Annotated in this window: 23 protein-coding genes; 11 read left to right on the forward strand and 12 right to left on the reverse strand. The window is 70.0% G+C overall.

Features of this window, described 5'->3' with window-relative positions; genetic code table 11:
* Positions 1-23: 23 nt before the first annotated feature.
* Both BGN98_RS07830 and BGN98_RS07835 read right to left on the reverse strand, forming a co-directional pair.
* Complete coding sequence (locus tag BGN98_RS07830) at positions 24-3,311, reverse strand: ATP-dependent DNA helicase (protein ID WP_288120648.1); 3,288 nt, start codon at positions 3,309-3,311, stop codon at positions 24-26.
* The gene (locus BGN98_RS07835) at positions 3,308-6,493 is read right to left on the reverse strand and encodes an ATP-dependent DNA helicase (RefSeq protein ID WP_288120650.1); all 3,186 of its coding nucleotides are present in this window, start codon (positions 6,491-6,493) and stop codon (positions 3,308-3,310) included. Before BGN98_RS07835 ends, BGN98_RS07830 begins: the two co-directional genes overlap by 4 nt.
* A 176-nt stretch (positions 6,494-6,669) precedes the next feature.
* On the opposite strand from BGN98_RS07835, the gene BGN98_RS07840 reads away from it, so the two are divergent.
* Positions 6,670-6,894: a DUF3107 domain-containing protein gene (locus tag BGN98_RS07840; RefSeq protein ID WP_036283262.1), complete on the forward strand. Its 225-nt coding sequence runs from the start codon at positions 6,670-6,672 to the stop codon at positions 6,892-6,894.
* Positions 6,895-6,910: 16 nt separating this feature from the next.
* Positions 6,911-7,201, forward strand: coding sequence for a GlsB/YeaQ/YmgE family stress response membrane protein (locus BGN98_RS07845; protein ID WP_005053648.1), 291 nt, complete (start codon positions 6,911-6,913; stop codon positions 7,199-7,201).
* A 30-nt stretch (positions 7,202-7,231) separates the two neighbouring features.
* Here BGN98_RS07845 and BGN98_RS07850 read toward each other — a convergent pair whose 3' ends face one another.
* Positions 7,232-7,948: a ferritin-like fold-containing protein gene (locus BGN98_RS07850; protein ID WP_005053650.1), complete on the reverse strand. Its 717-nt coding sequence runs from the start codon at positions 7,946-7,948 to the stop codon at positions 7,232-7,234.
* Between the two features lie 161 nt (positions 7,949-8,109).
* On the opposite strand from BGN98_RS07850, the gene BGN98_RS07855 reads away from it, so the two are divergent.
* Positions 8,110-9,633 carry a DEAD/DEAH box helicase gene (locus BGN98_RS07855; RefSeq protein WP_288120654.1) on the forward strand — a complete coding sequence of 508 codons (1,524 nt, stop codon included), beginning with the start codon at positions 8,110-8,112 and terminating at the stop codon, positions 9,631-9,633.
* Positions 9,634-9,818: 185 nt separating this feature from the next.
* Here BGN98_RS07855 and BGN98_RS07860 read toward each other — a convergent pair whose 3' ends face one another.
* Positions 9,819-10,700: a PHP domain-containing protein gene (locus tag BGN98_RS07860; RefSeq protein WP_288120656.1), complete on the reverse strand. Its 882-nt coding sequence runs from the start codon at positions 10,698-10,700 to the stop codon at positions 9,819-9,821.
* A 91-nt stretch (positions 10,701-10,791) separates the two neighbouring features.
* Here BGN98_RS07860 and BGN98_RS07865 point away from each other — a divergent pair, with 91 nt between their 5' ends.
* Entirely contained in the window at positions 10,792-11,823 is a 1,032-nt protein-coding gene (locus tag BGN98_RS07865) for an endonuclease/exonuclease/phosphatase family protein (protein WP_288120658.1), read from the forward strand.
* A 55-nt stretch (positions 11,824-11,878) separates the two neighbouring features.
* Positions 11,879-13,309: an aminopeptidase P family protein gene (locus BGN98_RS07870; protein ID WP_036288520.1), complete on the forward strand. Its 1,431-nt coding sequence runs from the start codon at positions 11,879-11,881 to the stop codon at positions 13,307-13,309.
* Between the two features lie 6 nt (positions 13,310-13,315).
* Here the strand turns inward: BGN98_RS07870 and BGN98_RS07875 are convergent, their stop codons facing one another.
* Entirely contained in the window at positions 13,316-13,969 is a 654-nt protein-coding gene (locus BGN98_RS07875; RefSeq protein ID WP_036288522.1) for an alpha/beta hydrolase family protein, read from the reverse strand.
* Complete coding sequence (locus tag BGN98_RS07880; protein WP_036288554.1) at positions 13,969-14,640, reverse strand: YflT domain-containing protein; 672 nt, start codon at positions 14,638-14,640, stop codon at positions 13,969-13,971. The genes BGN98_RS07875 and BGN98_RS07880 overlap by 1 nt, the downstream gene beginning before the upstream one ends.
* A 98-nt stretch (positions 14,641-14,738) precedes the next feature.
* On the opposite strand from BGN98_RS07880, the gene BGN98_RS07885 reads away from it, so the two are divergent.
* Genes BGN98_RS07885 through BGN98_RS07895 form a run of 3 tightly spaced genes read left to right on the forward strand, consistent with a single transcriptional unit; the run spans position 14,739 to position 17,754 of the window.
* On the forward strand, positions 14,739-16,028 hold the full coding sequence (locus tag BGN98_RS07885) for a magnesium transporter MgtE N-terminal domain-containing protein (RefSeq protein WP_036283619.1): 1,290 nt from the start codon (positions 14,739-14,741) through the stop codon (positions 16,026-16,028).
* Positions 16,028-16,567 (forward strand): DUF1003 domain-containing protein, encoded by a 540-nt coding sequence (locus tag BGN98_RS07890; protein ID WP_288120662.1) that lies wholly within the window; start codon positions 16,028-16,030, stop codon positions 16,565-16,567. The genes BGN98_RS07885 and BGN98_RS07890 overlap by 1 nt, the downstream gene beginning before the upstream one ends.
* Positions 16,564-17,754, forward strand: a complete 1,191-nt coding sequence (locus tag BGN98_RS07895; RefSeq protein ID WP_005053669.1) for a P-loop NTPase — start codon at positions 16,564-16,566, stop codon at positions 17,752-17,754. The genes BGN98_RS07890 and BGN98_RS07895 overlap by 4 nt, the downstream gene beginning before the upstream one ends.
* A gap of 10 nt (positions 17,755-17,764) precedes the next feature.
* Here the strand turns inward: BGN98_RS07895 and BGN98_RS07900 are convergent, their stop codons facing one another.
* The gene (locus BGN98_RS07900; RefSeq protein ID WP_288120664.1) at positions 17,765-18,142 is read right to left on the reverse strand and encodes a twin-arginine translocase TatA/TatE family subunit; all 378 of its coding nucleotides are present in this window, start codon (positions 18,140-18,142) and stop codon (positions 17,765-17,767) included.
* A gap of 74 nt (positions 18,143-18,216) precedes the next feature.
* Between BGN98_RS07900 and BGN98_RS07905 the strand changes: the two genes are divergently transcribed.
* A complete protein-coding gene (locus BGN98_RS07905; protein WP_016464725.1) occupies positions 18,217-18,858 on the forward strand; it encodes an O-methyltransferase in 642 nt (213 codons plus the stop codon).
* Between the two features lie 85 nt (positions 18,859-18,943).
* On the opposite strand, the gene BGN98_RS07910 is transcribed toward BGN98_RS07905, so the two are convergent.
* The 3 genes from BGN98_RS07910 to dapE all read right to left on the reverse strand — a co-directional run bounded on the left by BGN98_RS07910 (position 18,944) and on the right by dapE (position 21,508).
* Positions 18,944-19,117, reverse strand: coding sequence for a DUF3117 domain-containing protein (locus tag BGN98_RS07910; protein ID WP_005053677.1), 174 nt, complete (start codon positions 19,115-19,117; stop codon positions 18,944-18,946).
* Between the two features lie 88 nt (positions 19,118-19,205).
* Entirely contained in the window at positions 19,206-20,450 is a 1,245-nt protein-coding gene (locus tag BGN98_RS07915; RefSeq protein ID WP_288120667.1) for a hypothetical protein, read from the reverse strand.
* Positions 20,432-21,508, reverse strand: a complete 1,077-nt coding sequence (dapE, locus tag BGN98_RS07920; RefSeq protein WP_036284910.1) for a succinyl-diaminopimelate desuccinylase — start codon at positions 21,506-21,508, stop codon at positions 20,432-20,434. Before dapE ends, BGN98_RS07915 begins: the two co-directional genes overlap by 19 nt.
* Positions 21,509-21,552: 44 nt before the next feature.
* On the opposite strand from dapE, the gene dapD reads away from it, so the two are divergent.
* Both dapD and ppk2 read left to right on the forward strand, forming a co-directional pair.
* Complete coding sequence (dapD, locus tag BGN98_RS07925) at positions 21,553-22,506, forward strand: 2,3,4,5-tetrahydropyridine-2,6-dicarboxylate N-succinyltransferase (protein ID WP_036284912.1); 954 nt, start codon at positions 21,553-21,555, stop codon at positions 22,504-22,506.
* A 46-nt stretch (positions 22,507-22,552) separates the two neighbouring features.
* A complete protein-coding gene (gene ppk2, locus BGN98_RS07930) occupies positions 22,553-23,338 on the forward strand; it encodes a polyphosphate kinase 2 (protein WP_005053685.1) in 786 nt (261 codons plus the stop codon).
* Positions 23,339-23,452: 114 nt separating this feature from the next.
* On the opposite strand, the gene ddaH is transcribed toward ppk2, so the two are convergent.
* Positions 23,453-24,214 (reverse strand): dimethylargininase, encoded by a 762-nt coding sequence (gene ddaH / locus BGN98_RS07935; protein ID WP_036284915.1) that lies wholly within the window; start codon positions 24,212-24,214, stop codon positions 23,453-23,455.
* Between the two features lie 62 nt (positions 24,215-24,276).
* Positions 24,277-25,572 (reverse strand): citrate synthase, encoded by a 1,296-nt coding sequence (locus BGN98_RS07940; protein ID WP_005053689.1) that lies wholly within the window; start codon positions 25,570-25,572, stop codon positions 24,277-24,279.
* Between the last annotated feature and the right edge of the window lie 52 nt (positions 25,573-25,624).

Here is a 25,624-nt window from a genome sequence, read left to right on the forward strand (position 1 = left end):
ACCCGGCGCGCGCCGCCGCGACCTCAATCGCGCAGGATGAGGCCTTCCGCGACGTAGAAGAGCACCACATCGATCTGCTCGCGCGCAATGCCGTGCTTCGCGTGGTACGCCTCGCGATACAGGCGCAGCTGGATCATCCGCTCATCCCGCTCGGCGGCGGTGCGCGGCGCACGGCCCGTCTTCCAGTCGACGATCTCGATGCGCTCGCCGCGCCGGTAGACGGCGTCGAGCTTGCAGATCACGACGTGCGGTCGACCGTCTCCGAGAGCGTCCTCGATCGTGACGTCGATCTCCGTCTCCACTTCCAACGGCCGCAACGATGCCCACTCGGAGGCCAGAAAACGCTCCTGCAGCTCGGCGAGCTCTGTCGATGCCGGACCGCCGTCGGAGACGGCCGCGGTATCGGATGCGTCCTCATCCCACAGCGCGTCATCGAGCGAGGTGCCGGCGCCCACGACACCCGAGCGCTGCTCGACCCACGAGTGGAAAGCAGTCCCGAGCCGCGACTGGCGATAGGGACGCTCGGGCAGCGGACGGCGCAGGGCCGGCGCGTCGCCGAGGAAGTCCTTGAAGCGGGATGCCGGGATGCGCACCGGCGCCGCCGGTCGCGCCTTGCGTTCCCGCTCGGCACGCTCGGCGAGCAGGAGGGCGAGTTCAGCCGTGGGCTCGGCCTGCGCAGCTTGTCGTACCTCCTCGGCTGCGGCGGCGACGGTGCCGCGCCGGGCCCCGAGGGGATCGAGCGGCCACTGCAGGAGGCGGCGGCGACCCTCGAAGGGGTTGTCGCCCGGGTCGACGTCGGGCACGATCGTCCGGCCCAGAGCAGCGGCCATCTCCTCCAGGAAGGCGCTCGGGCGACGCGGCGACTTCGTCCCCGACCAGTGCGAAGCGCTCAGAAACAGGTGATCCCGCGCACGGGTCACGGCGACGTACGCGAGCCGACGCTCCTCCTCCCGCTGGCGCGCGCGCCCGGCCGCGACGAAGTCGTCCAGCGCACGGGAGAGGTCCTGCTGCGTCGGGGACTGGTCAGCACCCCAGCGAAAGGCGGGGAGCCAGTCGGCATCGCCGCGGAACTCGTACGGAAGAACGCCGAACCCGAGCCATCCGCGTGTGTCTTTGGGCCGGGTCGGCAGCTCATCCTCGACCAGTCGGACGACGGCCACGGCATCCCATTCGAGGCCCTTCGATCCATGGATCGTGAGCAACTGCACGACATCGTCCTCCGGCGGCTCGGTGCGCGGCGCGAACTCATCGAGACGCTCGGCATGGTCGAGCCAGGCGAGAAGGCTGGGCAGCGACCCGCGCTCGTCGGTCGCCAGAAAGCCGTGCAACTCGTCGACGAAGGCGCGCAACTGGTCACCGGCCACCCGCGCCGGACCGCGTGCCTCGTTCGCGGCCAGCTCGATATCCAGCCGGAGTTCGAGCTCGATCATCCGCACGAGCTCGGGAATCGGCAGTGTCGCGTGCCGACGCAGACTGGCGAAGACGGCCGCCGCCTCGCGGAGGCGTTCTCGTGCCGCCGCGGTGAAGTCGCTCAGCCAGCCGTGGTCGGCGCCGTGACGGAGGAAGAAGTCGAGAGCGTCGACGAGCGAGCCCTGATCATCCCCCGCCGACGTCCGCATCCGCGCGACGATGTCGGGATGCAGCGGCTGGAGGGCGCCGTCGTGACGGCTGATCCGCCGGGACAGCTCACTCAACGCCCGCAGATCTGCCACGCCGATCCCCCAGCGCGGACCGGCGAGCAACCTGATCAGCGACGACCCCGCACGCGGGTCGCTGATGACCCGGAGCGTCGCGACGACATCGACCACCTCCGGCGTGGACAACAGCCCGCCGAGGCCGAGGATACGATGCGGGATGCCGCGCCGGCCCAGGGCATCGGCGAAATGCACCATGTGCTTCTTGCTGCGAAAGAGCACGGCCCCCGTCGTCGCGGCGCCCGCTCGCGCGCGCTCATGCCGTACGCGCGCGAACCAGTCCGCCACCGCATCGGCCTCCGCGTCGATGTCGGTGTCGATGTGGATCTCCACCTCGCCCGAGCCCGCACCCGGACGCGGCCGCAGGCCTTCGACGGCGACCGGAACGCTCTCGGCGAGGGGCGCCAGCACGGCGTCGGCCGCACGCAACACGTCGACACTGTTGCGCCAGCTCGTCATCAAAGCGAAGGTCTCGGCCGCACCGGTGGTGCTGAATGCCGTCGCGAAGTCGCCGAGGTTGCCGGCGCTGGCCCCTCGCCAGCCGTAGATGGACTGATGGGGGTCGCCGACCGCCATCACCGCCGCGTCGCGGAAGGCGGAGGCGAGCAGCTGGGTCTGCACGACGGACGTGTCCTGGTATTCGTCCAGCAGCACGACGCGATAACGGTCCCTCAGCTCCTCGCCGACCGCCGGGTGCGCATCGATGATGTCGCAGGCTCCGGCCACCTGGTCGGAGAAGTCGATCACGCCGTGGCGGAGCTTTCGCCGGGCGTACTCCCGCGCCAGGTCGGCGAGGAGGTCGAGTGCGCCCACGGCGACGTGCGCTTTCGCGATATCGGCGTACACGGTGACGCGGGCCGACGTCGAGGGGCGTTCCAGGACGTCTGAGAAGCGCGCCGGGAAGCGCGCCAGCTCGTCGAGGTCGACCCGGTTGTCGGCGGCGTCGCGGGCGATCCGCAGTGCGGCGTCGATGATCGAGCGCAGCGCCTCCTCGCGCACCTCCAGCCGCGGATCGTCGGACTCGAGCACGACGCGCCGCATCAGCAGCCAGGCTGCGGACTCGCTGAGAACCGCGGCCTCAGCGTCACGGCCGAGTCTCACGGCGTGCTCACGCACGATGCTGTCGGCGAAGCTGTTGTACGTGGAGACGGTCGGCCGCTCCAGCAGTGCGTCCGCCGACAGGTCGTCCGCGACCGCGGCGGCGCCAGTGACGGCGACGAGCTGATCGAGGACGGCGAACCGGGACGGTGACGGCGCACCGCTGCGCTCGATCTCGCCGAGGACGTCGAGATGCCCCCGCGCATGGAGCGTCTCGAGGTGGGGAACAAGCCCACGGCGTTCGAACTCCGCGAGCCGCTGCAGTCGTCGATGCACGCGCTCGGCCAGCTCGCCCGCGGCCTTGCGGGTGAACGTCAGACCGAGCACCGCATCACGCGGAACGAGGCCGTTCGCCACGAGCCAGACGACCCGCCCCGCCATGGTCTCGGTCTTGCCGCTGCCGGCGCCGGCGACGACGAGCGCGGGCGAGAGGGGCGCGGCGATCACGCGCGCCTGTTCATCGGTGGGCGGGAACTGGCCGAGTGCGGCCGCGAGTGCGGCGGGCGAGACGATGCTCATGAGGCGCTCACCGCGTTGATCGTGTGGATCCGACAGAGGCCGTAGGAGTGATCGTCACGACAGTGCTCCTCATACGGCGCCGAGAACTCCGCGCCGCTCATGACGGTCGCCGCCTCACGCACCCGCGCGAGGAACGCGTCGCGGGCGGCATCATCCAGCGGCGGCTGGCGGGGTTCCACGTAGTCCTTCGTGGCCGCCGACGGGCGCAAGACGAGCAGCTTCGCGCCGCCGGGGGTGAGACCGGCAGCCTCGGGGATGGCGCCCTCATCGAGCGCGAGCTGATACGCGGCGAGCTGCGGATTGTCGACCACCTTCGCGTCGGTCTGCGGTTCGCGCTTACCCGTCTTCAAGTCGACGATCACCACCTCCCCCGAGGCGGTGCGCTCCACGCGATCGATGTACCCGCTGACGATGGCGCCGTGGCTGCCGACCGGATCGAGGGCGACCGGAACCTCGAAATGCGGCTCCGAACCGATGACGCTTCCGCCCGCGGACTCGAACCGCCGCAGATACACCGACAGTCGTCGGACGAGTTCGCGTGCCCGTGCGCGCTCCGCACGCTCCCGCCAGGCGGACTCGAACTCCAGTTCGCTCCAGCGCGCGTCCACGATCGCCCACAGCGCATCTTCGTCGGAACTCTCCGCACGTTCCATCGCCGCATGCACCAGCGTGCCGAGGCCCGCCACAGCTCCCCCGTCATCGGCCCCCAGGTCGGCGAGCAGCCAGTTGAGCTGGCACTCCTCCACGCTCTGGAGCCGCGACGGCGAGACGCGCACGTCCTCCCGCGTGAGATCGCGCAGCGGTGCCGTGGATGTCACGGGCGCGATGCCGTACCACTCTTCGGGGGCGGCGCCCGGGACGCCGGCCGCAGCGAGCAGCCGCAACTGCTCGGCGGCGGCGCGCTGCGCGGACGGGTCGGCTCGACGCTCCGAAAGCGTGCGCCGGTGCTGCGCCACGAGTCCTCGCAGGGTCAGGGGATGCGCGGCGGAGCGCGCCGCCGGCTGAGCCGGCGGAAGAAGCTCGAAGAGCGGACTCGGCCCCGTATCGTCATCGTCGACCGCGGTCACGACGAGTCGTCGGCGCGCACGGGAGCAGGCGCGGGCGAACAGCCGCAACTCGTCGTGCAGCACGCCGCGTCGCCGATCGAGTGTCTCGGTGGCATCGGGCGCTGCGCCGGCGGCGAGTGCTGCCAGCCGCCAGGTCTGCAACAGGCTCCCCCGCGCGCGGAGGTTCGGCCAGACGCCCTCCTGGACGCCGGCGACCACGACGGTGTCGTACTCGGCGCCGACGGCGCCGGCCGGGGTGAGAATGTCGACGGCATCCGCGGTCGAATCGTCGGCCAGCCGGTCCTCGGCGACGTCGGAATCGAGGATGCCGCGCAGAAACGCCCCGGGTGAGGTGCCGTCCGCTCTCTCACCGTGACGTTTGGCGGCCTGGAAGAGGGCCACAAGCGCATCCAGCTCGCGGCCGGATTGCGCGGCGAGCGGACCGGAGCCCTCCGCGGCGGCGACCCATGCCCGCTCAACGCCCAGACCTTGCCACGCGCTCCACAGAATCTCGTGCGCGGTGGGCGCCTCGGCGCCACCGGCATGAACGAGGTCCCATTGGGCGTGAACGTCGGCGAGGGTGCGCGCGATCCGTTCGGCGCGGCGTCCCTCTCGCGTGTCGAGCAGCGCGAACGCGACGGGATGCCCCAGTGCGGACACGAGCAGATCGGCGCTGGAGGTGACCGGCTCGTCGGGGGCCCGCTCGCCCACCGACGGGTCACCGGCCAGCGCCGACAGCCGCAGGGCGGCGCGCAGTCGCCGGATCTCGACCGGATCCATCCCTCCGGCGCGGAGGGCGTCGACGGCGTCCTCGAGAGTCCAGGCGGTGGGCTCGAGCTCGGCCAGCAGCGCGACGCGCAGCAGATCCGCCACTGCCCGGGCCTGAGCCAGAGGTCGCTGCCCGCGGGTGCGCGTGGGCACCTCGCGGGCGGCGAGCTCGGCTTCGAGTGCCGCAACCTGTCGACTGTCGTGGGCGATGACGGCGCACGCCGACCAGGGCACCGCGTCGTGGACGTGGCGCTCTCGGAGCAGGCGCGCGATGACGTCGTGCTCTTCCGACGCGGAGCGAGCCGTGACGGCGCGGACGCTGCCGTCTCCACCGTCCTCCGGAGCATCACCGGAGGCGAGAGGGCGCAGGCGGTGCGCGACGACCCCGGCGGCACCGATCCGGGCCGTGACCGCGGCGATCAGACGTCGCTGGGCCTCGGAGCCGCGGTGCATGTGGTCGAGGACGTACACGGGCCCGGCGGCTGCCAGGCGCGAGAAGTTCTCCGGGCTGGCGCCGCGGAAGCTTCCCGAACCGACATCCGGATCACCGAAGGCGAGCACCGCCACGCCCCGCGCGCGGCAGGCCTCCAGCAGTTCCACACCGCCGAGAGTCAGCTCCTGGGCGTCGTCCACGACGATCGCCCGCAGTCGCTCCAACGCGGCGAGCCCCGGCGCGCCGGCCGGAAGCGTGCGGACGAGGCCCAGCGCCTCACGGACGAGGCCCGCGGCGTCGCGATGGGCTCCGCGCATGCGGTCGCGCGCATACAGGTACTCCCGCGAGAAGGATGCCGCCGCCGCCCACTCCGCGACGCCGTGCCGCGCCGCAAGATCCGCCAGGTGATCGGCGGAGACTCCGAGCTGCGCGCACTCGGCGAGCAGAGCGCGCAACTCGCCGCGGAACGTGCGCGTGGAGCGCACGGCCGCCGGCAGCGAGAGCGGCCACCGCACGATCCCGTCGATCTCATCCTCGGCGTCTCCGGCCAGCAGATCGGCGATCACCTGGTCCTCGTCCGGACCGGTCAGCAACTGGGGCACCGGCTCGCCACGATGGACGGCCTCGGCGCGGACGATCTGGTAGCCGAACGCCACGATCGAGCGCGCCAACGCGCCGGGTGTGGCGACGCCGACGGCGAGGGCGAGGCGGTCTCGCAGCGCAGTCGCGGAGGCGCGCGATGGCGTCAGCACGAGCACCTCGTCCGGCTGCAGGATGCCGTGCGCTTCGTCCGCCGACGGCCGAACGAGCGCGCCGACCCGTGCGATCGCGGTCGTGGTCTTGCCCGATCCTGGCGCGCCGACCACGACGCCCGACGCGTCGGCGGGAAGGTCGATGACGGCACGCTGAGCGGCATCCCACGTCACACGATCCATGCCTCTCACGCTAGCCGGAGGCGCCGACACGAGCGTTCGCGCACAGCGAGCGGCGCAGCGCCTCCGGCGCGATCCCGCTCCCGATCCGGTGTCGTAGAGTCGAGGTGCGGCCGGCTTACCGGTCCGCTCCGCACGCCGACGGCGGCGGGGTCATGAACAGAAGTGAGGCAGTCACCGTGGAGATCCGCATCGGCATCGCGAACACCGCTCGAGAGCTCAGCTTCGAGTCGGCCCAGTCGGCGGATGCCGTGACGAGCACGATCCAGAAGGCTCTCGAGGCCTCGGAGTCCTTCGTCACCTTCACCGACGTCAAGGGCAACACCTACATCGTCCCGACGACCGGCATCACGTTCATCGAGGTCGGCACGGAGGAGTCCCGCCGCGTCGGCTTCGTCGCCTGAGCGCCGGAGGACGACCGTGGACATCCTCCTCGCCTTCATCTTCGGCGGCGCCTACGGCGCAGTGATGCACTATCTGATGCCCGGACGCACCGCGCGCGGTAGCGCCGTGGCACCGGTGCTCGGTGCTGTCCTGGGTGGCCTGGTCTGGATGACCCTCACCTGGGCCGGTCAGACGACACTCGACCCGTGGCTGTGGATCCTCTCGATCGCCGTCCCCGCGATCGCCGTACCCGCGGTTCTGGCCGTCCTCACGCGCGCGCGTGCGAACCACGATGCGCGAGAGCGGCTACGACTGAAGATCTCCTGAGCTCGCTGCTGCGCCGCGCGCGGCTGACCGTCAGGCGTCCAGGCCCATCGCCGACATGCGGCGTGAATGGGCGCCGAGCAGGTCGGTGAACACCGGCTCGACCTTGCGCTCCTCCGCGGCATCCAGGGTCTGAGGACGAAGGGCGGCGCGCGCGATGAGGAGCGTGTCGCCCACGAGGCGACGACCCCACAGCGCGAGCAGCGACTTCCACTGCTCGTCGGCGGCGATCGCGTCGGTGATGATGTCGACGAGGGCTTGCCGGTCGTCGTCGCCGCGCAGGATGTCCGCGACCCGGCGCCCGGTCACGCCGTAGCTGGAAGACAGCGCGAGGTAGAAGTCGTCGAGCATGCCCGCCGTGATGTGCACCGAGAGCATCGTCTCGAGCGAGCGTGCACCGTGCGTCGACCGACGAAACGCGTCGAGGGGCTCACGGAAGGGCAGCATGAGGTCGAGGGGATCGTCGCCGCGTTCGCGGATCAGCGCGAGGATCGCGCGGTGCTTGTGCAGCGCCGCCCCGGCCGCCACCGAGATCGACTCCTTCTGCGTCAGCTCGGGGGTCGGTGCGATCAGCTCGCTGAGCGTCTCGAAGTAGCCGAGCTGCAGGTACGCAGCTTGCCCGAGGAAGGTGTCGATGTCGGGAGCCAGCTCTTCGAAGTCGACGCGCCGAACGTCGCCGAAGTCGCCGCGAGAGCGCACGCGCAGCGTACGTGCGACGGTGCGATCGCGCTGCCAGGGCCAGGTCACCACGCCCCCAGCCTAGATGCGACCCGCCGCTTCCGAGGTAGTCACGACACCCTCCGGTAGGCTGGTCAGGTCTCGGCGATGGATCGAGACCCCCGCGCCTGCGGATGAGTAGAAGGCGTGGACTTCCTCACCGGCGGCTTCTCACCGCCAGACAGGCACGTACTGTGACGACATTCGCTGAACTCGGAATCGATCCCGACATCGTGGAGGCCCTCGCCTCCAAGGGCATCGTGGACGCCTTCCCCATTCAGGAGCAGACGATTCCTCTGGGGCTGCCCGGCCAGGACATCATCGGTCAGGCCAAGACGGGCACGGGCAAGACCTTCGGTTTCGGCATTCCCGTGGTCCAGCGTCTCGGCCTCGACCCAGCACCCGGGGTGAAGGCGCTCATCGTCGTGCCCACCCGTGAGCTGGCCGTCCAGGTCTACGAAGACATGGACATGCTCACCCAGAACCGCTCGACGAGCGTGGTCGCCATCTACGGCGGCAAGGCGTACGAAGGTCAGATCGACCAGCTGAAGGCCGGCGCGCAGATCGTCGTCGGCACCCCCGGTCGCCTCATCGACCTCAACAACCAGCGCCTGCTCGATCTGAGCGGCGCGGTGGAGGTCGTGCTCGATGAGGCCGACAAGATGCTCGATCTCGGCTTCCTCGCCGACATCGAGAAGATCTTCCAGAAGGTCGCGCCGGTGCGTCACACCCAGCTGTTCTCCGCGACGATGCCCGGCCCGATCGTCGCTCTCGCGCGCCGGTTCATGAGCAACCCGATCCACATCCGGGCGACCGATCCCGACGAGGGTCTGACGCAGGCCAACATCAAGCACCTCGTCTACCGGGCGCATTCGCTCGACAAGGATGAGGTGATCGCCCGCATCCTGCAGGCAGAGGGTCGCGGCAAGACGGTCGTCTTCACCCGCACCAAGCGCGCCGCTCAGAAGCTGGTGGACGAGCTGAACGACCGCGGGTTCAACGCGGGCGCGGTGCACGGCGACATGAGCCAGGAGGCGCGCGAGCGGTCGATGGCCGCGTTCAAGGCCGGCAAGAAGGACGTGCTCATCGCGACGGACGTCGCGGCGCGCGGAATCGACGTCGACGATGTGACCCACGTCATCAACCACACGATCCCGGACGACGAGAAGACCTACCTGCACCGCGCCGGGCGCACCGGCCGTGCCGGCAAGACGGGTATCGCCGTCACGTTCGTCGACTGGGACGACCTGCACAAGTGGGCGCTCATCAACCGCGCCCTCGAGTTCGGGCAGCCCGAACCCGTCGAGACGTACTCCTCCAGCCCGCACCTGTTCACCGACCTGGACATCCCGGCGGGCACCAAGGGCCGTATCGCCAAGGCACCCAAGACGGAGTCGGTGCGCACGCAGCGCCCGGCACCCGAGCGGGCGGTGGATGCCGCGGCCGACGGGACCGGTGAGGCCGGCACGCGTCGTCGCCGTCGCCGTCGCTCCGGATCGTCAGCGGTCGGATCGCCGTTCGCCGAGGGTGCATCGGCGGGCGCGGATGCCGCCGCATCCACGTCCGATGACGCTTCCCGCTCCGCCGACGGCGCCGGTACGCACGACGGCACCGGCAGCGAGCACCACGACGGCAAGCCCGCCCCCGCGCGTCGCCGTCGGCGCCGCCGCGGCGCGGCTGGCGGCGCGCCGGCCGCTCCCCCCGTCGCCGGCGCCTGACCCCACGGCCCGCGGTGGCCACCGCGCCGGACGCTCACGCCGCACGAACTCCGCAGAATCGCACGTCCTCCGCATCCACATCGGCGACCCGATGCGGAGTTCGTCACCATCTGCGGAGTTCGCGCGTCCCGGCCCGGCGCCGCCACCACAGCCGCTCGAGCGGAGTGGAGTGCTGCATCGCGTCGTCAGGCGAAGACGGGCGCGCTGCCCGTCGCCCTCTCGATGATGCGCTGCACCATCTCGTCGGCGGTCGTGAACTCGCCCGGCTGGTTCGGCTTTCCCAACCCGTGATAGTCGCTGGAGCCGGTCACGATGAGATCCCGCTCCGCCGCGAGCGTGCGCAGCGCCCCGAGAGCCGGCTCGCGATTTTCCCGATGACCGAGTTCGAATCCCGCGAGCCCGGCGTCGAGCATGCGACCCAGCAGCTGGGCGGGGAGCAGCCCGCCGCGGCCGGCCGGATGAGCGATGATCGGCACACCTCCGGCATCCACGACAGCGGACACCGCGGTCACCGGATCCGGCGCATACAGGTCGACGTAGTAGTCGCTGCCGGGGTGCAGGATGCCGGCGAAGGCCTCCCCCCGATCGCGGACGTAGCCGCGCGCGATGAGCGCGTCGGCCAGGTGCGGCCGCCCCACGGTCGCCCCGACCGTCGTCTGCGCGAGGATGTCGTCCCAGGTGAGGTCGTAGTCACGACCGATCCGCTCGGCCATCGTCTGGGCGCGCGTCAGACGCGAGTGGCGGATCCGGTCGGTCAGCGCACGCAACCCCGCATGCTCCGGTTCGAACAGGTAGGCGAGCACGTGGATGCTGCGCCACTCGTGACGAGCCGACAGCTCCATGCCCGGAATCAACGTCATGCCCAGCGAGGCGGCCGCCTCCGCGGCCTCCGACCAGCCCGACGTGGTGTCGTGGTCGGTCAGGGCGGCGGTGTGCAGACCCACCGCATGCGCGGCGGCCATCACCCGCGCCGGAGGCTCAGTACCGTCCGAATGGTCGGAGTGCAGGTGCAGGTCGCTGGGCCCGCGAAACCGCGGCATCCGCTCCTGAACCGACGACACAACCATCCCCCGAGCGTACCGCCGGCTCGTGCGGGGCTCCCGCCTGCGGCATTCGCGGTCCGGGAACTCCCAGGAGCGTTGGCGTAGAGTCCCCCACGTGCTGCGCCTGCTCGGAATCCTCGTGACGGTGGCCGCCGCGATCGCCACCGCGGTCGTCACGTGGCCCCAGTTCTTCCGCCTCGAGCAGACCTTCCCGTTCGCACAGATCGTCTCCCTGCGCCCCGTCGTCGTCGTGGTTCTCGCTGTCGTGTTCGTGCTCGGTCTGCTGCTCGCCTTCGTGCGCCCGCTCCGGGCGTTCGCGGGCGCGATCGCGGTCATCGCCCTGCTCGGTGCCCTCGCGAACGGCGGCGTCCTCCTCGTGCGCGGGGTGGGGACCGGAAGCCTGCCGCCGGCGACGGATTCCAGCATCCGTGTGATGACCTGGAACACCGCCGGCGCCGCCACCGATGCCGACCTCATCGCCCGAACCGCTGTGGCGATGAAGGCCGACGTCGTCGCCCTACCGGAGACGACCATCGAGACTGGTGAAGCCGTGGCGATCGCGATGCGCGAGATGGGCGCACCGATGTGGGCGCATCACGAGAACTACGGTGAGCGTCCTGGATATCCGGACTGGGCCGCGAACTCGACGACCCTGCTCATCTCCCCCACCCTCGGCGACTACGCCGTCGTGGCGTCCACCTCCGACGGCGCGACCAACACCTCGGCCGTCCCCAGCGTCGTCGCGATGCCCATCGACGGCAGCGGACCCACGATCGTCGCCGTCCACGCGGTCGCGCCGCGTCAGGACCGCATGTCGGACTGGCGCAGCGACCTGACCTGGATCGCCAATCAGTGCGCGAGCGATGACGTGATCATGGCAGGAGACTTCAACGCCACGGTCGACAACATGGCCCGTTTCGGCGTCGACGGCGGCGACCTGGGCCGATGCACGGATGCCGCGGCACGCACCGGTTCCGGCGCGGTGGGAACGTGGTCCACGTCGCTGCCCCCACTGATCGGCACCCCGATCGATCACATCATGGCGACGGCGAACTGGAAGCCGACCGGATCGGTCGTGCTCGGCTCGCTGGATGGGAGTGGCAGCGACCACCGTCCGCTCGTCGTGCAGTACGAGGCCGAAGGGTAGACCCCGGGGCCGCCGGCCGCCCTCCGACGAAGGGAGGAGGTGCGAGACTTGTCCCATGAGCACGAGCGAGAGCGACACGATCGCCACGACCGACACCGCCGGCGCACCCGTTGAGAACGCCAACCGCAAGCAGCCGTTCCCGCGCGGCTTCCTCGACGCCATCTCGACCGGCTGGGCCGAACGGCCCGAACTCACACCCTCGCCGCGACCGCAGGTCCCGTACACGGCGGCGCGGCGTGCGGCCGTCTCGGCAGCCTTCCCCGGGCAGCGCCTCGTGCTGCCGGCAGGAACATACAAGCAGCGATCCAACGACACCGACTACCCGTTCCGCGCGCACTCGGCGTTCGCCCACCTCACCGGCTGGGCGAGCGACAGCGTGCCCGACTCGGTCCTCGTCTTCGATCCGCGTGAGAGCGGCGACGGCCACGACGTGACGCTCTACCTGCGCGAGCGCGCCGACCGGACCACGGCCGAGTTCTACAGCGACGCGACCATCGGCGAGTTCTGGATCGGGCCGCGCCCCGCCCTGGCGGGCGTCGCCGGCGAGCTGGGACTGACCACCGCCCCGCTCGAAGACTTCGCGGCGACAGAGAGTGACCTCGTTCTGGACGAGGACCCGGAACTGACGCGCGTCGTCTCCGAGCTGCGGCTCGTCAAGGACGACTACGAGATCGCCCAGCTGCGCCTCGCCGTCGAGGTCACCGCTCGCGGCTTCGACGACATCGTCGCCGATCTCCCGCGGATCATCCAGACCCCGCGCGGCGAGCGTGCGGTGGAGGGCATCTTCCACCATCGCGCCCGTATCGAGGGCAACGGCGAGGGGTACGACACGATCGCGGCATCCGGTCCGCACGCCTGCTACCTGCACTGGACGCGCAACGACGGCGCCGTCCTTCCTGGCGACCTCATTCTCATCGACGCCGGCGCCGAGGTCGACAGCCTCTACACCGCCGATATCACCCGCACGATTCCGGTCAGCGGCACCTTCTCCCCCGTCCAGCGCATGATCTACGAGACCGTTCGGGAGGCGGCCGACGCCGCTTTCGCGGCGGCACGGCCCGGGGTGACGTTCCGTTCGGTTCACGAAGCGGCCATGCGCGTCATCGCGGAGCGCGTGGCCGCGTGGGGCCTGCTGCCCGTCACCGCAGAGGAAGCGCTCGATGCCGACAACGGCGGTCAGCACCGCCGCTACATGGTCCACGGCACGAGTCATCACCTGGGGCTCGACGTGCACGATTGCGCCCAGGCGCGCCGCGAGATGTACTACGACGGGATTCTGGAGCCGGGAATGGTCTTCACGATCGAGCCGGGGCTCTACTTCCAGATCGACGATCTGACCGTTCCGGAAGAGTTCCGCGGTATCGGCGTGCGCATCGAGGACGACATCCTCATGACTGCCGACGGCCCGGTGAACCTGTCTGCGGGCATTCCGCGCACCGCCGACGAGGTCGAGGCCTGGGTCGCGGGGCGTACCGTCACCAGCTGAGGGCGTTCAGAAGCGCTGACGGAGCCACGGGACGATCAGGTCCGCGAGCTCGGCACCGATCTGGTCGGCGGGTCGGCGGCGGCCCTTGACCTCGAAGGAGTGGGTGCCGCCGTCGATCCACACGGTGCTGGCGTCTCGGCATCCGCTGAGGGCCTGATCGTACTGCGCCCGAGGCTGGATGAACGGGTCGTTCGTGCCTTCGACGAACAGCTGGGCGACGGTGATCTGCGGAAGGTGGTCGGCGCGGAGCTTCTCCGGTGCGCCGGGCGGATGCAGCGGATACCCGAGGTACACCAGCGCCGCGGGCGCGATCGCTCCGTCGGCGGCAGCCATCGACGCCATGCGTCCGCCGTAGGACTTGCCCGCCGCGACGAACGGCACACCGGCAACCGCCTGGCGCGCTGCCGCCTCGACGGCGGCCCAGGTCGCGATCGCGTGCGAGGCGGGGCCCGGCATCTTCCGGCCCGCTTGCGCGTACGGGAACGCGAAGCGCATCACGCTCACGCCCTGGCGTGCGCAGGCTGCGGCCAAGCCGAGCAAGAACGGGTGGTCCATGCCGGCCCCCGCACCGTGAGCGAGCGCCATCACGGCCCACGGGTCGAGCGCCTTGTCCAGCGACGTCGAGACCTCGACGGCGCCTGTCGGCAGCGCGACCTCCATCACCGCTCCGGCGGCGTCGGTCCCTGTTCGCCGCCGTCTCCGACAGCGGCATCGTCCGTCGGAGGGGTCGCCGGTTCGGCCGGAGTGGTCGCGGGCGGTGCCAGGCGTTCGCCGTACTGCGGCGGATCGACGCGCTCACCGTACTGCGGAGGCGTGCTCGTGTCGGGCGTGGGTGCGGGGACCGGCGCCGCGGGTGGGCGGTGCGCGGCGGCAGGCGTCACCGTCTTGCCGACGACTTCGCGGGCGCGGTGGATGCTGCGCGGGAGAACCGTCACCTCGTAGCGGTCGGCCAGCACCTGCGTGATCGACGTGTAGTCGCGCCGGCGGCGGACGATCGAGTAGGTGATGATGCTCATCAGCATGCCCAGTGCGATACCCACCAGCATGACGCCGATGAAGAGCTGGATCGCCGCGTTCGGCGTACCCAGCACGAAGATGGCAGAGAAGAGCAGACCCAGAAGGATGCCGTTCACTGCTCCCGAGCGCGCGGCCGCCGCGTACCCGAGTCGCCCCGTGACGGTCTCCACGGAGCGCAGGCCATGGCCGACGATCGCGATGTCGCGGGCGGGGATATCCGCCTCCACGAGCTGAGACACCGCCTTCTGCGCCGCCGGGTACGTCGCGAAGTCGGCGATCTTCTCGCCGTGTTCCTGGGGTATTCCGCCCAACATGCTCACCCGACCATCTTGGCATGCGCACCCTGTGCATCCGCCGCGGCGCATCGTGCGTGTGGCCCCGGTTCCCCATGGGCGCGGACTACGCTGGTCAGGTGAGTACGCAGAGGGTTTTCGTGGCGCGCCTGGTGGGCTGCACCGTCTTCGACCCCGCGGGCGACCGGCTCGGCAAAGTCCGTGACGTGGTCGTCATCTACCGAAAAGACGACCCGCCGCGTGTGGTGGGCCTGGTCGTCGAGATCCCGGGGCGTCGCCACGTCTTCCTGTCGATCGGGCGCGTCACCTCGATCCAGTCCGGCCAGGTCATCACGACCGGACTCATCAACGTTCGACGCTTCCAGCAGCGCGGCGGCGAGGTGCGCGTCATGAGCGAGCTTCTCGGTCGTCGCGTGTACTTCACCGACGCGTCGGGACACGCCGTGATCGAGGACGTCGCGATCGAGCGCAACCGTCTCGGCGAGTGGGACATCGGTCAGCTCTTCCTCCGCAAGCCCAAGACGAGCGCCTCCCCGTTCGCGAAGGGACCGACGACGTTCGCGAGCTGGGGCGATGTGCGCGAACAGGCTGTACCCGGGCAGGCGCAGTCGGCCGAGCAGCTGGTGGCGACCTTCTCCGAGCTCAAGCCGGCCGACCTCGCCAACACCCTGCTCGACCTGCCCGACGAACGCCTCCTCGAAGTCGCGGAGGAGCTCTCCGACGACCGTCTCGCCGACGCACTGGAGGAGATGCCCGAAGACGACCAGGTGCATATCCTCGAAGCCCTCGGCGATGAGCGCGCCGCCGACATCCTCGATCAGATGGAGCCCGACGACGCCGCCGACGTTCTGGCGCAGTTGCCGGAGGAGCAGCGTGAAGAGCTCCTCGAGCTGATGGAGCCCGAGGAGGCGGAAGACGTCCGTGCTCTCCTCAAGTACGGCCCCGACACCGCGGGCGGTCTGATGACGAGCGAGCCGATCGTCCTGTCGGCCGACGCGACCGTCGCCGAAGCGCTCGCGCTGATCCGCCGCCACGAGCTGCACCCCGCCCTGGCCGCGGCGGTCTTCGTGACGCTCCCCCCGTATGAGACTCCGACGGGGCGACTGCTGGGCACCGTGCACTTCCAAAGGATGCTGCGATATCCACCGCACGAGCGACTCGGCGCGATCATCGATGACACGCTCGACCCGGTGCCCGTCACGGCATCCGCCGCCGAAGTGGCACGCCTGCTCGCGAGCTACAACCTCGTCTCCCTCCCCGTCGTCGACGCGGCGCACCGCCTCGTCGGAGCGGTCAGCGTCGACGACGTGCTGGACTACCTGCTGCCCGAGGACTGGCGCTCTCACGACGGCGACGATGATGCGCTGACCACCCCCGCGACCACCGCGACGCTCCCGAGGAGGCTCTGATGGCGAAGGACCGCCGCACCTTCTCGCTGGACGCGCCGCGCGGGCGCGCGGGCATGCTCAGCCGCAGCCCGCAGCCATCTCGCGACCGGTTCGGCCGCTTCTCCGAAGCCTTCGCCCGCGCGATGGGGACCTCCGGCTTCCTCATCGGCATGACCGTATTCGTTGCGGTGTGGCTCTGGTGGAACACCGCAATGCCGCGCGAGATGCAGTTCGACGCGGCGGAGAACAACTTCACGCTGCTGACCCTGATCCTCTCGCTGCAGGCTTCGTACGCCGCGCCGCTGATCCTTCTCGCCCAGAACCGGCAGGACGACCGCGACCGCGTGCAGATCGAGCAGGATCGTCAGCGCGCAGAGCGCAACCTCGCCGACACCGAATACCTCGCCCGCGAGGTCGTCGCGCTGCGCATGGCGATGACGGACGTCTCCGAACACGTCGTCACCCGCGACGTGCTGCGCCAGGAGTTGAAGGCTCTGCTCGAGTCATTGGAGGACTCCCGGGACCGTGACCACCGCGGCGAAAAGGCCGACCAGCCGTGACGTCTGCTCTCGCAGGCGCCGGCGACGCCACCGGTGCCGAGGGTGATGCGCGGACGGATGCCGTCCGGCGGGCCGTCGGCGCGGTCATCGACCCGGAGCTTCGCCGTCCGCTCGCCGAACTCGACATGATCCGCAGCGTCGGTGTGAGCGGCGCGCGCGCCCGTGTGGAGATCGCCCTGACGATCGTGGGATGTCCCGCCGCCGACCGCATTGAGCGGGACGTGCGCGCGGCGGCATCCACCGCGCCGGGCATCTCCGATGTCGAAGTCGTCGTCGGGGTGATGTCGCCGCCAGAGCGCCAGGCGCTGACCGCTCGGCTGCGCGGAGGCCGTGCCGCGCGGACCATGCCGTTCGGTCCCGATGCCCTGACGCGCGTCATCGCGGTCACGAGCGGCAAGGGCGGTGTCGGCAAGTCCAGCATCACCGCGAACCTCGCCGTCGCCCTGGCCCAGCGTGGGCTCGCCGTCGGGCTGATCGACGCCGACGTGCACGGCTTCTCGATCCCTGGACTGCTCGGTCTCGTGGATGCCGAGGGCCGCCCACCCGCACCCACCCGCATCGACGACCTCATGCTGCCGCCCGTCGCGTTCGGGGTGAAGGCGATCTCGATCGGGATGTTCCTCCCGCGAGACCAGCCCGTCTCCGCGGCCGTGGCTTGGCGCGGCCCGATGCTGCACCGCACGGTGCAGCAGTTTCTGACCGATGTATTCTTCGGCGACCTCGACGTGCTCCTCATCGACATGCCCCCCGGAACGGGCGACGTGGCGATCTCCGTTGGGCAGCTCCTGCCGCACGCCGACGTGCTCGTCGTCACGACACCGCAGACCGCGGCATCCGACGTCGCCGTGCGCAGCGGGCTCGTGGCGGCGCAGACCGGTCAGCGGGTGATCGGCGTCGTCGAGAACATGGGGGCGATGACGCTTCCCGACGGCAGCACCCTGGATCTATTCGGGGCCGGTGGTGGTGACGCGGTGGCGGCGTCCCTGTCCTCGGCAGATCATGTCGTTCCGCTGCTCGCCTCCGTTCCGCTCAGCGTCGATCTGCGGCGCGGCGGCGACGAGGGAGCTCCGGTGGTCGTTTCACGACCCGAGGATGCCGCCGCACGGGCGATCGCCGCGCTGGCCGAGCGGATCGCGGCGACACCCCGCGGCCTTGCCGGCAGGTCGCTGCCGGTCACGCCGCGCTGACGCTCCGCGCTTAGGTGGCCTCGTCGTCGAACGGGACCACACCGTCCGGATCGAACGTCGACAGCGGCGACGCCGTGGCTGTGGCGGCGATCGCTGTTCCGACCGCTGCGGCACGAACCGTGGGAACCGGCGCGTCATCGAGGAGGGCGTCGCGGATGATGCGACGCGGGTCGTACTGACGCGGGTCGAGGCGACGCCACTCCACGTCGTCGAAATCGTCGCCGAGCTCCTCCTTCACGCGCGTCTTCGCACCACTCAGCCACTCGCGTGCGCGCACCGTGAACTTCGCCAGGGTCTCCGCGTACTGCGGGAGGCGCTCGGGTCCGACCAGGAGGGCGGCCACGATCAGGAGCAGGACGAGCTTGTCCGGGTCGAGGCCGAAGAACATGCCTCCAGGTTACCCGTGCGCCTGTCGGATACGACGCCGACCGCCCCGTACGCTGGGCAGTGGAGGAACAACACATGGCCGATCAGGACGCGATCCGCAGGTATGTCGACGACGTCACCGTCGAACCCGAGGCGATCGAGCGTGCCCGCGCGCATGCGCTCGAACTCGGCGCGGCCCCGATCAGCCCGGCGGTGGGAGCCCAGATCGCGGTGATCGCCGCAGCGACGGCGGCCTTGAACGTCGTGGAGATCGGCACGGGTGCGGGGGTGTCCGGCCTCTGGCTGCTGCACGGCGCACCCCGCGCGACTCTCACCACCATCGACAAGGAGCCCGAGCACCTGGCTGCGGCGCGCACGGCATTCGCCGACGCGAAAGTACTGCCCGCTCGCGCCCGTTTCATCACGGGCCTCGCCAGCGACGTGCTGCCCCGGATGAACGAGGCGTCTTACGACATCGTCCTCGTGGATGCCGATCCGGAGAGCGTCATCGACCACGTCGAACACGGCCTGCGCCTCGTGCGCGCCGGCGGAACCGTGCTCATTCCTCGGGTGCTCGCCGGCGGCGCGATCGCCGACCCGGTGCGGCGCGATCCCGTGACGACGGCTTTTCGCACGCTGATCAAGGAGACCCAGGCCTCGCCGGCGGTGCTCGGTGCGCTCTCCATCGTGGGCGAGGGTCTCCTGCAGCTGACGACCGTCGCCTCCGAACTGCGCTGATCCTCCGCGGGGAGGGCCCATCGGCGCACCCCGGACACGGAAAAGGGTCGGTCCGAAGACCGACCCTTTTCACCGTGGGAGATCGTCAGGCTGCGCCGACCACGTCGCCGAGCACGCCGTGAAGTTCCTTGGCCTCTTCGTCATTGACCGAGACGACGAGTCGTCCGCCGCCCTCGAGGGGGACACGGACGATGATGAGGCGCCCCTCCTTCACGGCCTCCATCGGTCCGTCACCGGTTCGCGGCTTCATGGCTGCCATCGCGGGCTCCTTTTCGTCGTCGGACTACCTGTCAAGTTTATCGGTATGCCGAGACACCGGCCGCACGCGGCGTGCCGGAGGGTCGCGATCAGGGGATCTGGGTGTACGAGTTCCCGATCGCCAGCATCTGGTAGATCCACCACCATTGGCCGATGAGTCCGACCAGGAGCGCCCCCCACCGCCAGAGGGGATGCCGCGGGGCGGCGATGGCTCCGTAGAGAGGCGCGAGAGGCAGGAGCAGGCGGAAGATGCTCGACTGCGGAAAGAACACCACCAGCAGGTACAGCACGTAGCTCGCCGACCAGAGCCGCATCTCGGACCCGAGCCGGCGCACGTGCGGCTCGAATGCGATCACCGCGGCGATCGCCACGACGGCCGCCGCGAGTGCGAGGTATGCGACGATCTCGAGGAGCCCCCAGAGGCGGAACCAGAGCGCAGCTCCCTGCACGAACCCGTCGAAGGGCACGAAAGCGCCCTCGCCGATCCACCCGCGCCGCCACGACAGCTCGGTCTCCATGTACGCCGCCGGATCGCCCGTCACGGCGCCGGCGATCACCTGCCACGAGAAGCCCACCGCCACCGCGAGAACGCCGAGCGCGACGATGTGCACCACCTGCACGGTCGGCAGCGGGTCGCGGCGTCGGCGCAGCCACCGCACGACACCGTAGGCGCCGAGCAGGAGCGCAAATGCGAGCACGCCGGGTCTCGTGTACCCCATGACGACGATCAACGGGTACAGCCACACGAACCGGCGCCGCACGAGAAGCCACAGGGCCAGGAACAGCCACAGCAGGAAGAGCGACTCCGCGTAGCCCATCTGGAACAGCGCTGCGAGAGGGGATGCCGCCAGCAGCGCGACCGCCCACAGCGCCGTGTCCGCCGTGAGCTTCTCACGGAGGAGGTGAAAGAAGACGAGGCAGGCCCCGTACCCGGCGACGAGGGCGAGGACAACGGCGGCGAGGGGGTAGTTTCCCGCGAACACGACCGACAGAGCCCGCGTGAGCGCCGGATAGACGGGCATGAAGGCCCACGCGTTCTGCGTGACCGCTCCGGTCGCATCGACGGGAAGGTGTGCGGGGTAGCCCGCGCTGCCGACGACCCAGTACCACTGCGCGTCCCAGCCCATCGAGAGGGTTCCGATCGTGGCGTCTGCGCCGAAACGCGACGTCGGGCCGGACAGTTCGGCCGCGATGAGCAGGAACGCCGTGGTGATCAGGCGGGCCGCGAGGTAGACGACGGCGACCGCAACGGCGGGGCGCAGGACGAGGAGCCGTCCGAGCGGCCCGGTCCCTCCCCGCGGCGCCGCCTCGGCGGTCAGCGCCCGTTCAGCCATGCCCGCAGGCTCCGCTCGACGTCCTCGATCTGGCCGAACGGCACCCGCTCTTCGTCGTGGTGGGCCAAGATCGGGTCGCCGGGTCCGTAGTTGACCGCGGGTACCCCCAGAGCGGAGAACCGCGCGACGTCCGTCCAGCCGTATTTCGGGCGCGCCTCAGCACCCACGGCGGCGAGGAACTCCTGTGCGAGCGGTGCGTCCAGTCCCGGACGTGCGCCCGCCGCGGCATCCACGATCTCGACGTCGAACCCGTCCAGAACGCGGCGCACGTGAGCCTCGGCGTCGGCGACGCTGCGGCTGGGCGCGAAACGGAAGTTGACCTCCACCTCGCACAGGTCGGGGATGACGTTGCCCGCGACGCCGCCCGAGATGCGCACGGCGTTCAGTCCTTCGCGGTAGACGAGCCCGTCGACGTCGATCTCGCGCGGGCGATACTCGGCCAGGCGTGCCAGGATCGGCGCCGCACCGTGGATGGCGTTCTCCCCCATCCACGAGCGGGCGCTGTGGGCGCGGACCCCACGGGTGCGGGCGACGGCGCGCAGGGTGCCGTTGCATCCGCCCTCCACCTGCCCGTTGGAGGGCTCCCCCAGAATCGCGAAGTCGGCGGCGAACAGGTCGGGGCGCGTGCGCGCCAGACGCGTGAGACCGTTGAGGTCCGACGCGACCTCCTCGTTGTCGTACCAGAGCCAGGTGATGTCGACGCGGGGATCGACGAGTTCGGCGGCGAGCTTCAGCTGCACCGCCGTGCCCCCCTTCATGTCCACGGTCCCGCGACCCCAGAGGTAGTGCTCGCCGTCGATCTCGATGTCGCGCGTGGGCAGGTTCGCGTTGATCGGCACGGTGTCGATGTGCCCCGCGATCGCCACGCGCTGCGCGCGCCCGAGGTGGGTGCGCGCGACGATCGTGTCGCCGTCGCGATAGACGTCGAGGTGATCCAGCGGCGAGATCGCAGCGAAGATCGCGTCGGCGAGGGTCGCCTCGTCGCCCGACACGCTGGGAATGTCGCAGATCGCTCGGGTCAGGTCGACGGAGGAGGCGGTGAGGTCGAGCACGGGCATGGGGCGAGTCTATCGAGGGGTCCGGCTTCGATAGCCTGGAGGGCATGAGCGAACAGCGGACGGTATGGGGCATCGGCCTCGCGACGACGAGCGAGAACGGCACGATCCTGGACACCTGGTTCCCGGAGGTCCACGCCGGCACCGGCGACGACGCCGACACGGCGTCCGCCACGGCGGCATGGGCCGAGTATGCGGGACCCGACGCGCGTCGCGCGGTGCGTGTCGAGATCGTCACGGTCTCGATCGACCTCGACGCCGCACCGGCGTCCACTCCCGACGCCTATCTCCGTCTGCACGCGCTGTCTCACCGGGTCGTCCGCCCCAACGACGTGAACCTCGACGGCATCTTCGCGCACCTTCCCATCGTCGCGTGGACCACGGCGGGCGCGATGCACCCCGACGACGCCGAACGCCTCCGCCCGGCACTGCAGCGCGCCGGCATCCAGGTGCACAGCCTCGACAAGTTTCCCCGCCTGCTCGACTTCGTGACCCCTCCGGGCGTGCGCATCGCCGACGCCTCGCGGGTGCGGCTGGGCGCCTACCTCTCCCCCGGCACGACAGTCATGCACGAGGGCTTCGTGAACTTCAACGCCGGCACGCTGGGCTCCTCGATGGTCGAAGGGCGCATCTCCCAGGGCGTCGTCGTCGGCGACGGCTCGGACATCGGCGGCGGCGCGTCGATCATGGGCACGCTGTCGGGTGGCGGCACGCACCGCGTATCGATCGGCGCCCGCACGCTCCTCGGCGCGAACGCGGGCATCGGCATCTCGCTCGGCGACGACTGCATCGTCGAGGCCGGACTCTATGTCACCGCCGGATCCAAGATCGTGCTCCCCAACGAACCCCCGCTGCACGATGGATCGCGCCCGATCGTCAAGGGCGCTCAGCTGTCGGGCCAGAACAGCCTGCTCTTCCGCCGCAACTCGCTCACGGGTGCGGTCGAGGCCGTCCGCCGCGAGGGCGTCGGGGTGACGCTGAACGAGGCTCTGCACGCCTGAGGACGCCGGCGGCGGGGACGGATAGCATCTGGTCATGAGCGACCGGATGCCGAAGGCGACGTATGAACGCGAACTGAAACGACTGCAGGCGCAGCTGGTCGACATGCAGGCGTGGGTGCAGAGCACCGGAGCACGCATCGTGGTGATCTTCGAAGGACGCGACGCCGCCGGCAAAGGATCGACGATCAGCCGGGTCTCGCAGTACCTCAATCCTCGGGTCACGCGCGTCGTGGCGCTTCCGACGCCGACCGAGCGTGAGAAGAGCGAGTGGTACTTTCAGCGCTACATTGCCCACCTCCCCGCGGCCGGCGAGATCGTGCTGATGGACCGGTCCTGGTACAACCGCGCCGGTGTCGAGCACGTGATGGGGTACTGCACGAACGCGGAGTACCACCGGTTTCTGCACCAGGTGCCGATCTTCGAGCGGATGCTGGTGGAAGACGGCATCCTGCTGAAGAAGTACTGGTTCAGCGTCTCGGACGTCGAACAGGAGAAGCGATTCCGCTCCCGCAACGACGACCCGATGAGACGCTGGAAGCTCTCCCCCAACGATGTCCTGTCGATCACCAAGTGGGAGGACTATTCGCGCGCGAAGGACACCATGTTCGTGCACACCGACATCCCGGAGTCGCCGTGGTTCGAGGTCGACAACGAGGACAAGCGTCGCGGCCGCATCAACATGATCCATCACCTGCTCTCGCAGATCCCCTACGAGGAGGTCGAGCGCGCGCCGATCGCGATCCCGGCTCGCCCGGCATCCGGCGGATACGAACGCCCTCCGCGCGAGCTGCAGAACTACGTCCCCGACTACGCCGCGACGCTCATCGGCTGATCACGCGCACAGAATCGGAGATCGGCGACAGAATCGGATGCCGCGCCCCGCGCGATCCGATTCTGTTGCGCAGATCCGAAGCCACTGCGACGGCCCGAGAGCCGGACGCGCCGCTCAGTCGCGGATACGCACCGACAGGCACGTGACGCAGCCCTCGAGCTTCTCGAACTCGGTGATGGGCGTCGCAACGACCCGCAGTCCACGCGCCTCGTAGCGGGCCGCGGTCTCGGGAGCATCGGAGGACATCAGCACCTCGTCGGGGCCGAGGACGACGACAGCCGTACCGTGCTCCTCGGGCACGGCTTCGAACGTCGCGAAGGCGGCCGGGTCGTCGACCAGGGGCTCGAAGCCGACCACGGTCCCGTCGGGCAGCGCGGTCACGCCGCTCTTGAGGTGGAGGACCCGTTCGACGGGAACGGCGACGATCTGCCATCCCCGCGGCGCCAGCAGCGCCGTCAGCTGCGCGATGCCGTCGGCGTTGGTGCGCGAAGATGCACCGACGTACACGGTCGAGCCGATCTTCAGGACGTCACCGCCGTCGAGGGTGCCGGGCGCGACGATCTCCGCCGTCTCCAGTCCGGTGGCGGCCACGGCATCGCGCACCGTGGGGGCTTCGCTGCGCCGTGACTCGGCGCCGGCGCGGCAGAGGACGATGAGATCACCGAAGACGACGACGGCATCCTCGACGAACACCCCGTCGGGCTGCTCATCGGCCGGGTCGATCTCGATGACTTCCCATCCGCGCGAGCGGAAGACGTCGACGTACGCCTCCCATTGGCGCTGCGCCAACGCGGGGTCGACCGAGGTCCGCCCGATATGCGTCACCTCGCCGTCGGCGAGGCGCGGAGACGGACGACGAACGAGCAGACGCGACATGGCTCGACCCTAGCGGATCGCCCGGTGCACGCTTCGCACGTGGCGCGCGGATGCCGCGTCGGTCAGACAGCCCCGGGATAGTTGCGTTCGCCCGCGCCCACGTAGAGCTGCTGGGGACGCCCGATCTTCGTCTGCGGGTCGTACTGCATCTCACGCCAGTGGGCCAGCCAGCCGGGCAGGCGCCCGATCGCGAACAGCGGCGTGAACATGCGCGTGGGAAAGCCCATCGCCTTGTAGATGACCCCCGTGTAGAAGTCGACATTGGGGTAGAGGCGACGCTCCTTGAAGTAGTCGTCCTCGAGGGCGACCTGCTCCAGCTCCTGGGCGAGATCCAGCAGCGGATCGTGAACGCCCAGCTCGGCGAGGATCTCGTCGGCGGACTCCTTGACGAGCTTCGCGCGCGGGTCGTAGTTCTTGTAGACGCGGTGACCGAAGCCCATCAGCTTGACCCCGTCCTCCTTGTTCTTCACGCGCTCGACGAAGCGCTGGACGCTTTCGCCGGAGTCCTGAATGCGCGCGAGCATGTCGAGCACGGCTTCGTTCGCGCCACCGTGCAACGGGCCGTAGAGAGCGTTGATGCCCGCGGAGATCGAGGAGAACTGGTTGGCGCCGGTCGATCCGACCAAACGCACCGTCGAGGTCGACGCGTTCTGCTCGTGGTCCTCGTGCAGGATCAGCAGACGCTCGAGCGCCCGGGAGGTCACCGGGTTCACCTGGTACGTCTCCGCGAGGTTGCCGAAGTTCAGCCGCAGGAAGTTGTCGACGAAGCTCAGTGAGTTGTCCGGGTAGAGGAACGCCTGACCGATGCTCTTCTTGTGGGCGTACGCCGCGATGACCGGCAGCTTCGCCAGCAAGCGGATGGTGTTGAGCTCGACGTGCTCGGGATTGTTGGGGTCGGACTGGCCCTCGTAGTAGGTGGACAGCGCCGCCGTCGCCGCCGATAGCACCGACATCGGGTGGGCGGTGTGCGGGAGGGAGGAGAAGAAGCGCTTGAGGTCCTCGTGCAGCAGCGTGTGGTGACGGATCTTGTCGTCCCACTCCCCCAGCTCATCCGCCGTCGGAAGCTCGCCGTACAGCAGCAGCCAGGCGACCTCGAGGTACGTGCTGTTCTTCGCGAGCTGCTCGATCGGGTAGCCGCGATATCGCAGGATGCCCTGGTCGCCGTCGATGAACGTGATCGCCGACTTGGTGGCCGCCGTGTTCACGAAGCCATAGTCCAAGCTCGTGTAGCCGGTCTGCTTCGTGAAGGTCGAGAAGTCGACACTGGGTGCGCCGGCGGTGCCGGAGAGAATCGGCAGTTCGGCGGTGCGGTCACCGACGGTGACGGTGGCCTTCTGGGGGTGTCCCGCGTCGCTCACGAAGCCTCCTTGCGGTGGGTGGGGTCTTTTACAGCCTACTGGGCGCGCGCTC

This window comes from Microbacterium sp. 69-7 (assembly GCF_001897985.1).
GTDB classification, from domain to species: domain Bacteria; phylum Actinomycetota; class Actinomycetes; order Actinomycetales; family Microbacteriaceae; genus Microbacterium; species Microbacterium laevaniformans.

Excerpts from the sequence above, each read along its gene's own strand:
- BGN98_RS07830 (WP_288120648.1), bottom strand. The coding sequence starts at position 3,311 with ATGAGCATCGTCTCGCCCGCCGCACTCGCGGCCGCACTCGGCCAGTTC.
- BGN98_RS07835 (WP_288120650.1), bottom strand. The coding sequence starts at position 6,493 with ATGGATCGTGTGACGTGGGATGCCGCTCAGCGTGCCGTCATCGACCTT.
- BGN98_RS07860 (WP_288120656.1), bottom strand. The coding sequence starts at position 10,700 with ATGGTTGTGTCGTCGGTTCAGGAGCGGATGCCGCGGTTTCGCGGGCCC.
- BGN98_RS07870 (WP_036288520.1), top strand. The coding sequence starts at position 11,879 with ATGAGCACGAGCGAGAGCGACACGATCGCCACGACCGACACCGCCGGC.
- BGN98_RS07875 (WP_036288522.1), bottom strand. The coding sequence starts at position 13,969 with ATGGAGGTCGCGCTGCCGACAGGCGCCGTCGAGGTCTCGACGTCGCTG.
- BGN98_RS07880 (WP_036288554.1), bottom strand. The coding sequence starts at position 14,640 with ATGTTGGGCGGAATACCCCAGGAACACGGCGAGAAGATCGCCGACTTC.
- BGN98_RS07890 (WP_288120662.1), top strand. The coding sequence starts at position 16,028 with ATGGCGAAGGACCGCCGCACCTTCTCGCTGGACGCGCCGCGCGGGCGC.
- BGN98_RS07900 (WP_288120664.1), bottom strand. The coding sequence starts at position 18,142 with ATGTTCTTCGGCCTCGACCCGGACAAGCTCGTCCTGCTCCTGATCGTG.
- BGN98_RS07905 (WP_016464725.1), top strand. The coding sequence starts at position 18,217 with ATGGCCGATCAGGACGCGATCCGCAGGTATGTCGACGACGTCACCGTC.
- BGN98_RS07910 (WP_005053677.1), bottom strand. The coding sequence starts at position 19,117 with ATGGCAGCCATGAAGCCGCGAACCGGTGACGGACCGATGGAGGCCGTG.
- BGN98_RS07915 (WP_288120667.1), bottom strand. The coding sequence starts at position 20,450 with ATGGCTGAACGGGCGCTGACCGCCGAGGCGGCGCCGCGGGGAGGGACC.
- dapE (WP_036284910.1), bottom strand. The coding sequence starts at position 21,508 with ATGCCCGTGCTCGACCTCACCGCCTCCTCCGTCGACCTGACCCGAGCG.
- dapD (WP_036284912.1), top strand. The coding sequence starts at position 21,553 with ATGAGCGAACAGCGGACGGTATGGGGCATCGGCCTCGCGACGACGAGC.
- ppk2 (WP_005053685.1), top strand. The coding sequence starts at position 22,553 with ATGCCGAAGGCGACGTATGAACGCGAACTGAAACGACTGCAGGCGCAG.
- ddaH (WP_036284915.1), bottom strand. The coding sequence starts at position 24,214 with ATGTCGCGTCTGCTCGTTCGTCGTCCGTCTCCGCGCCTCGCCGACGGC.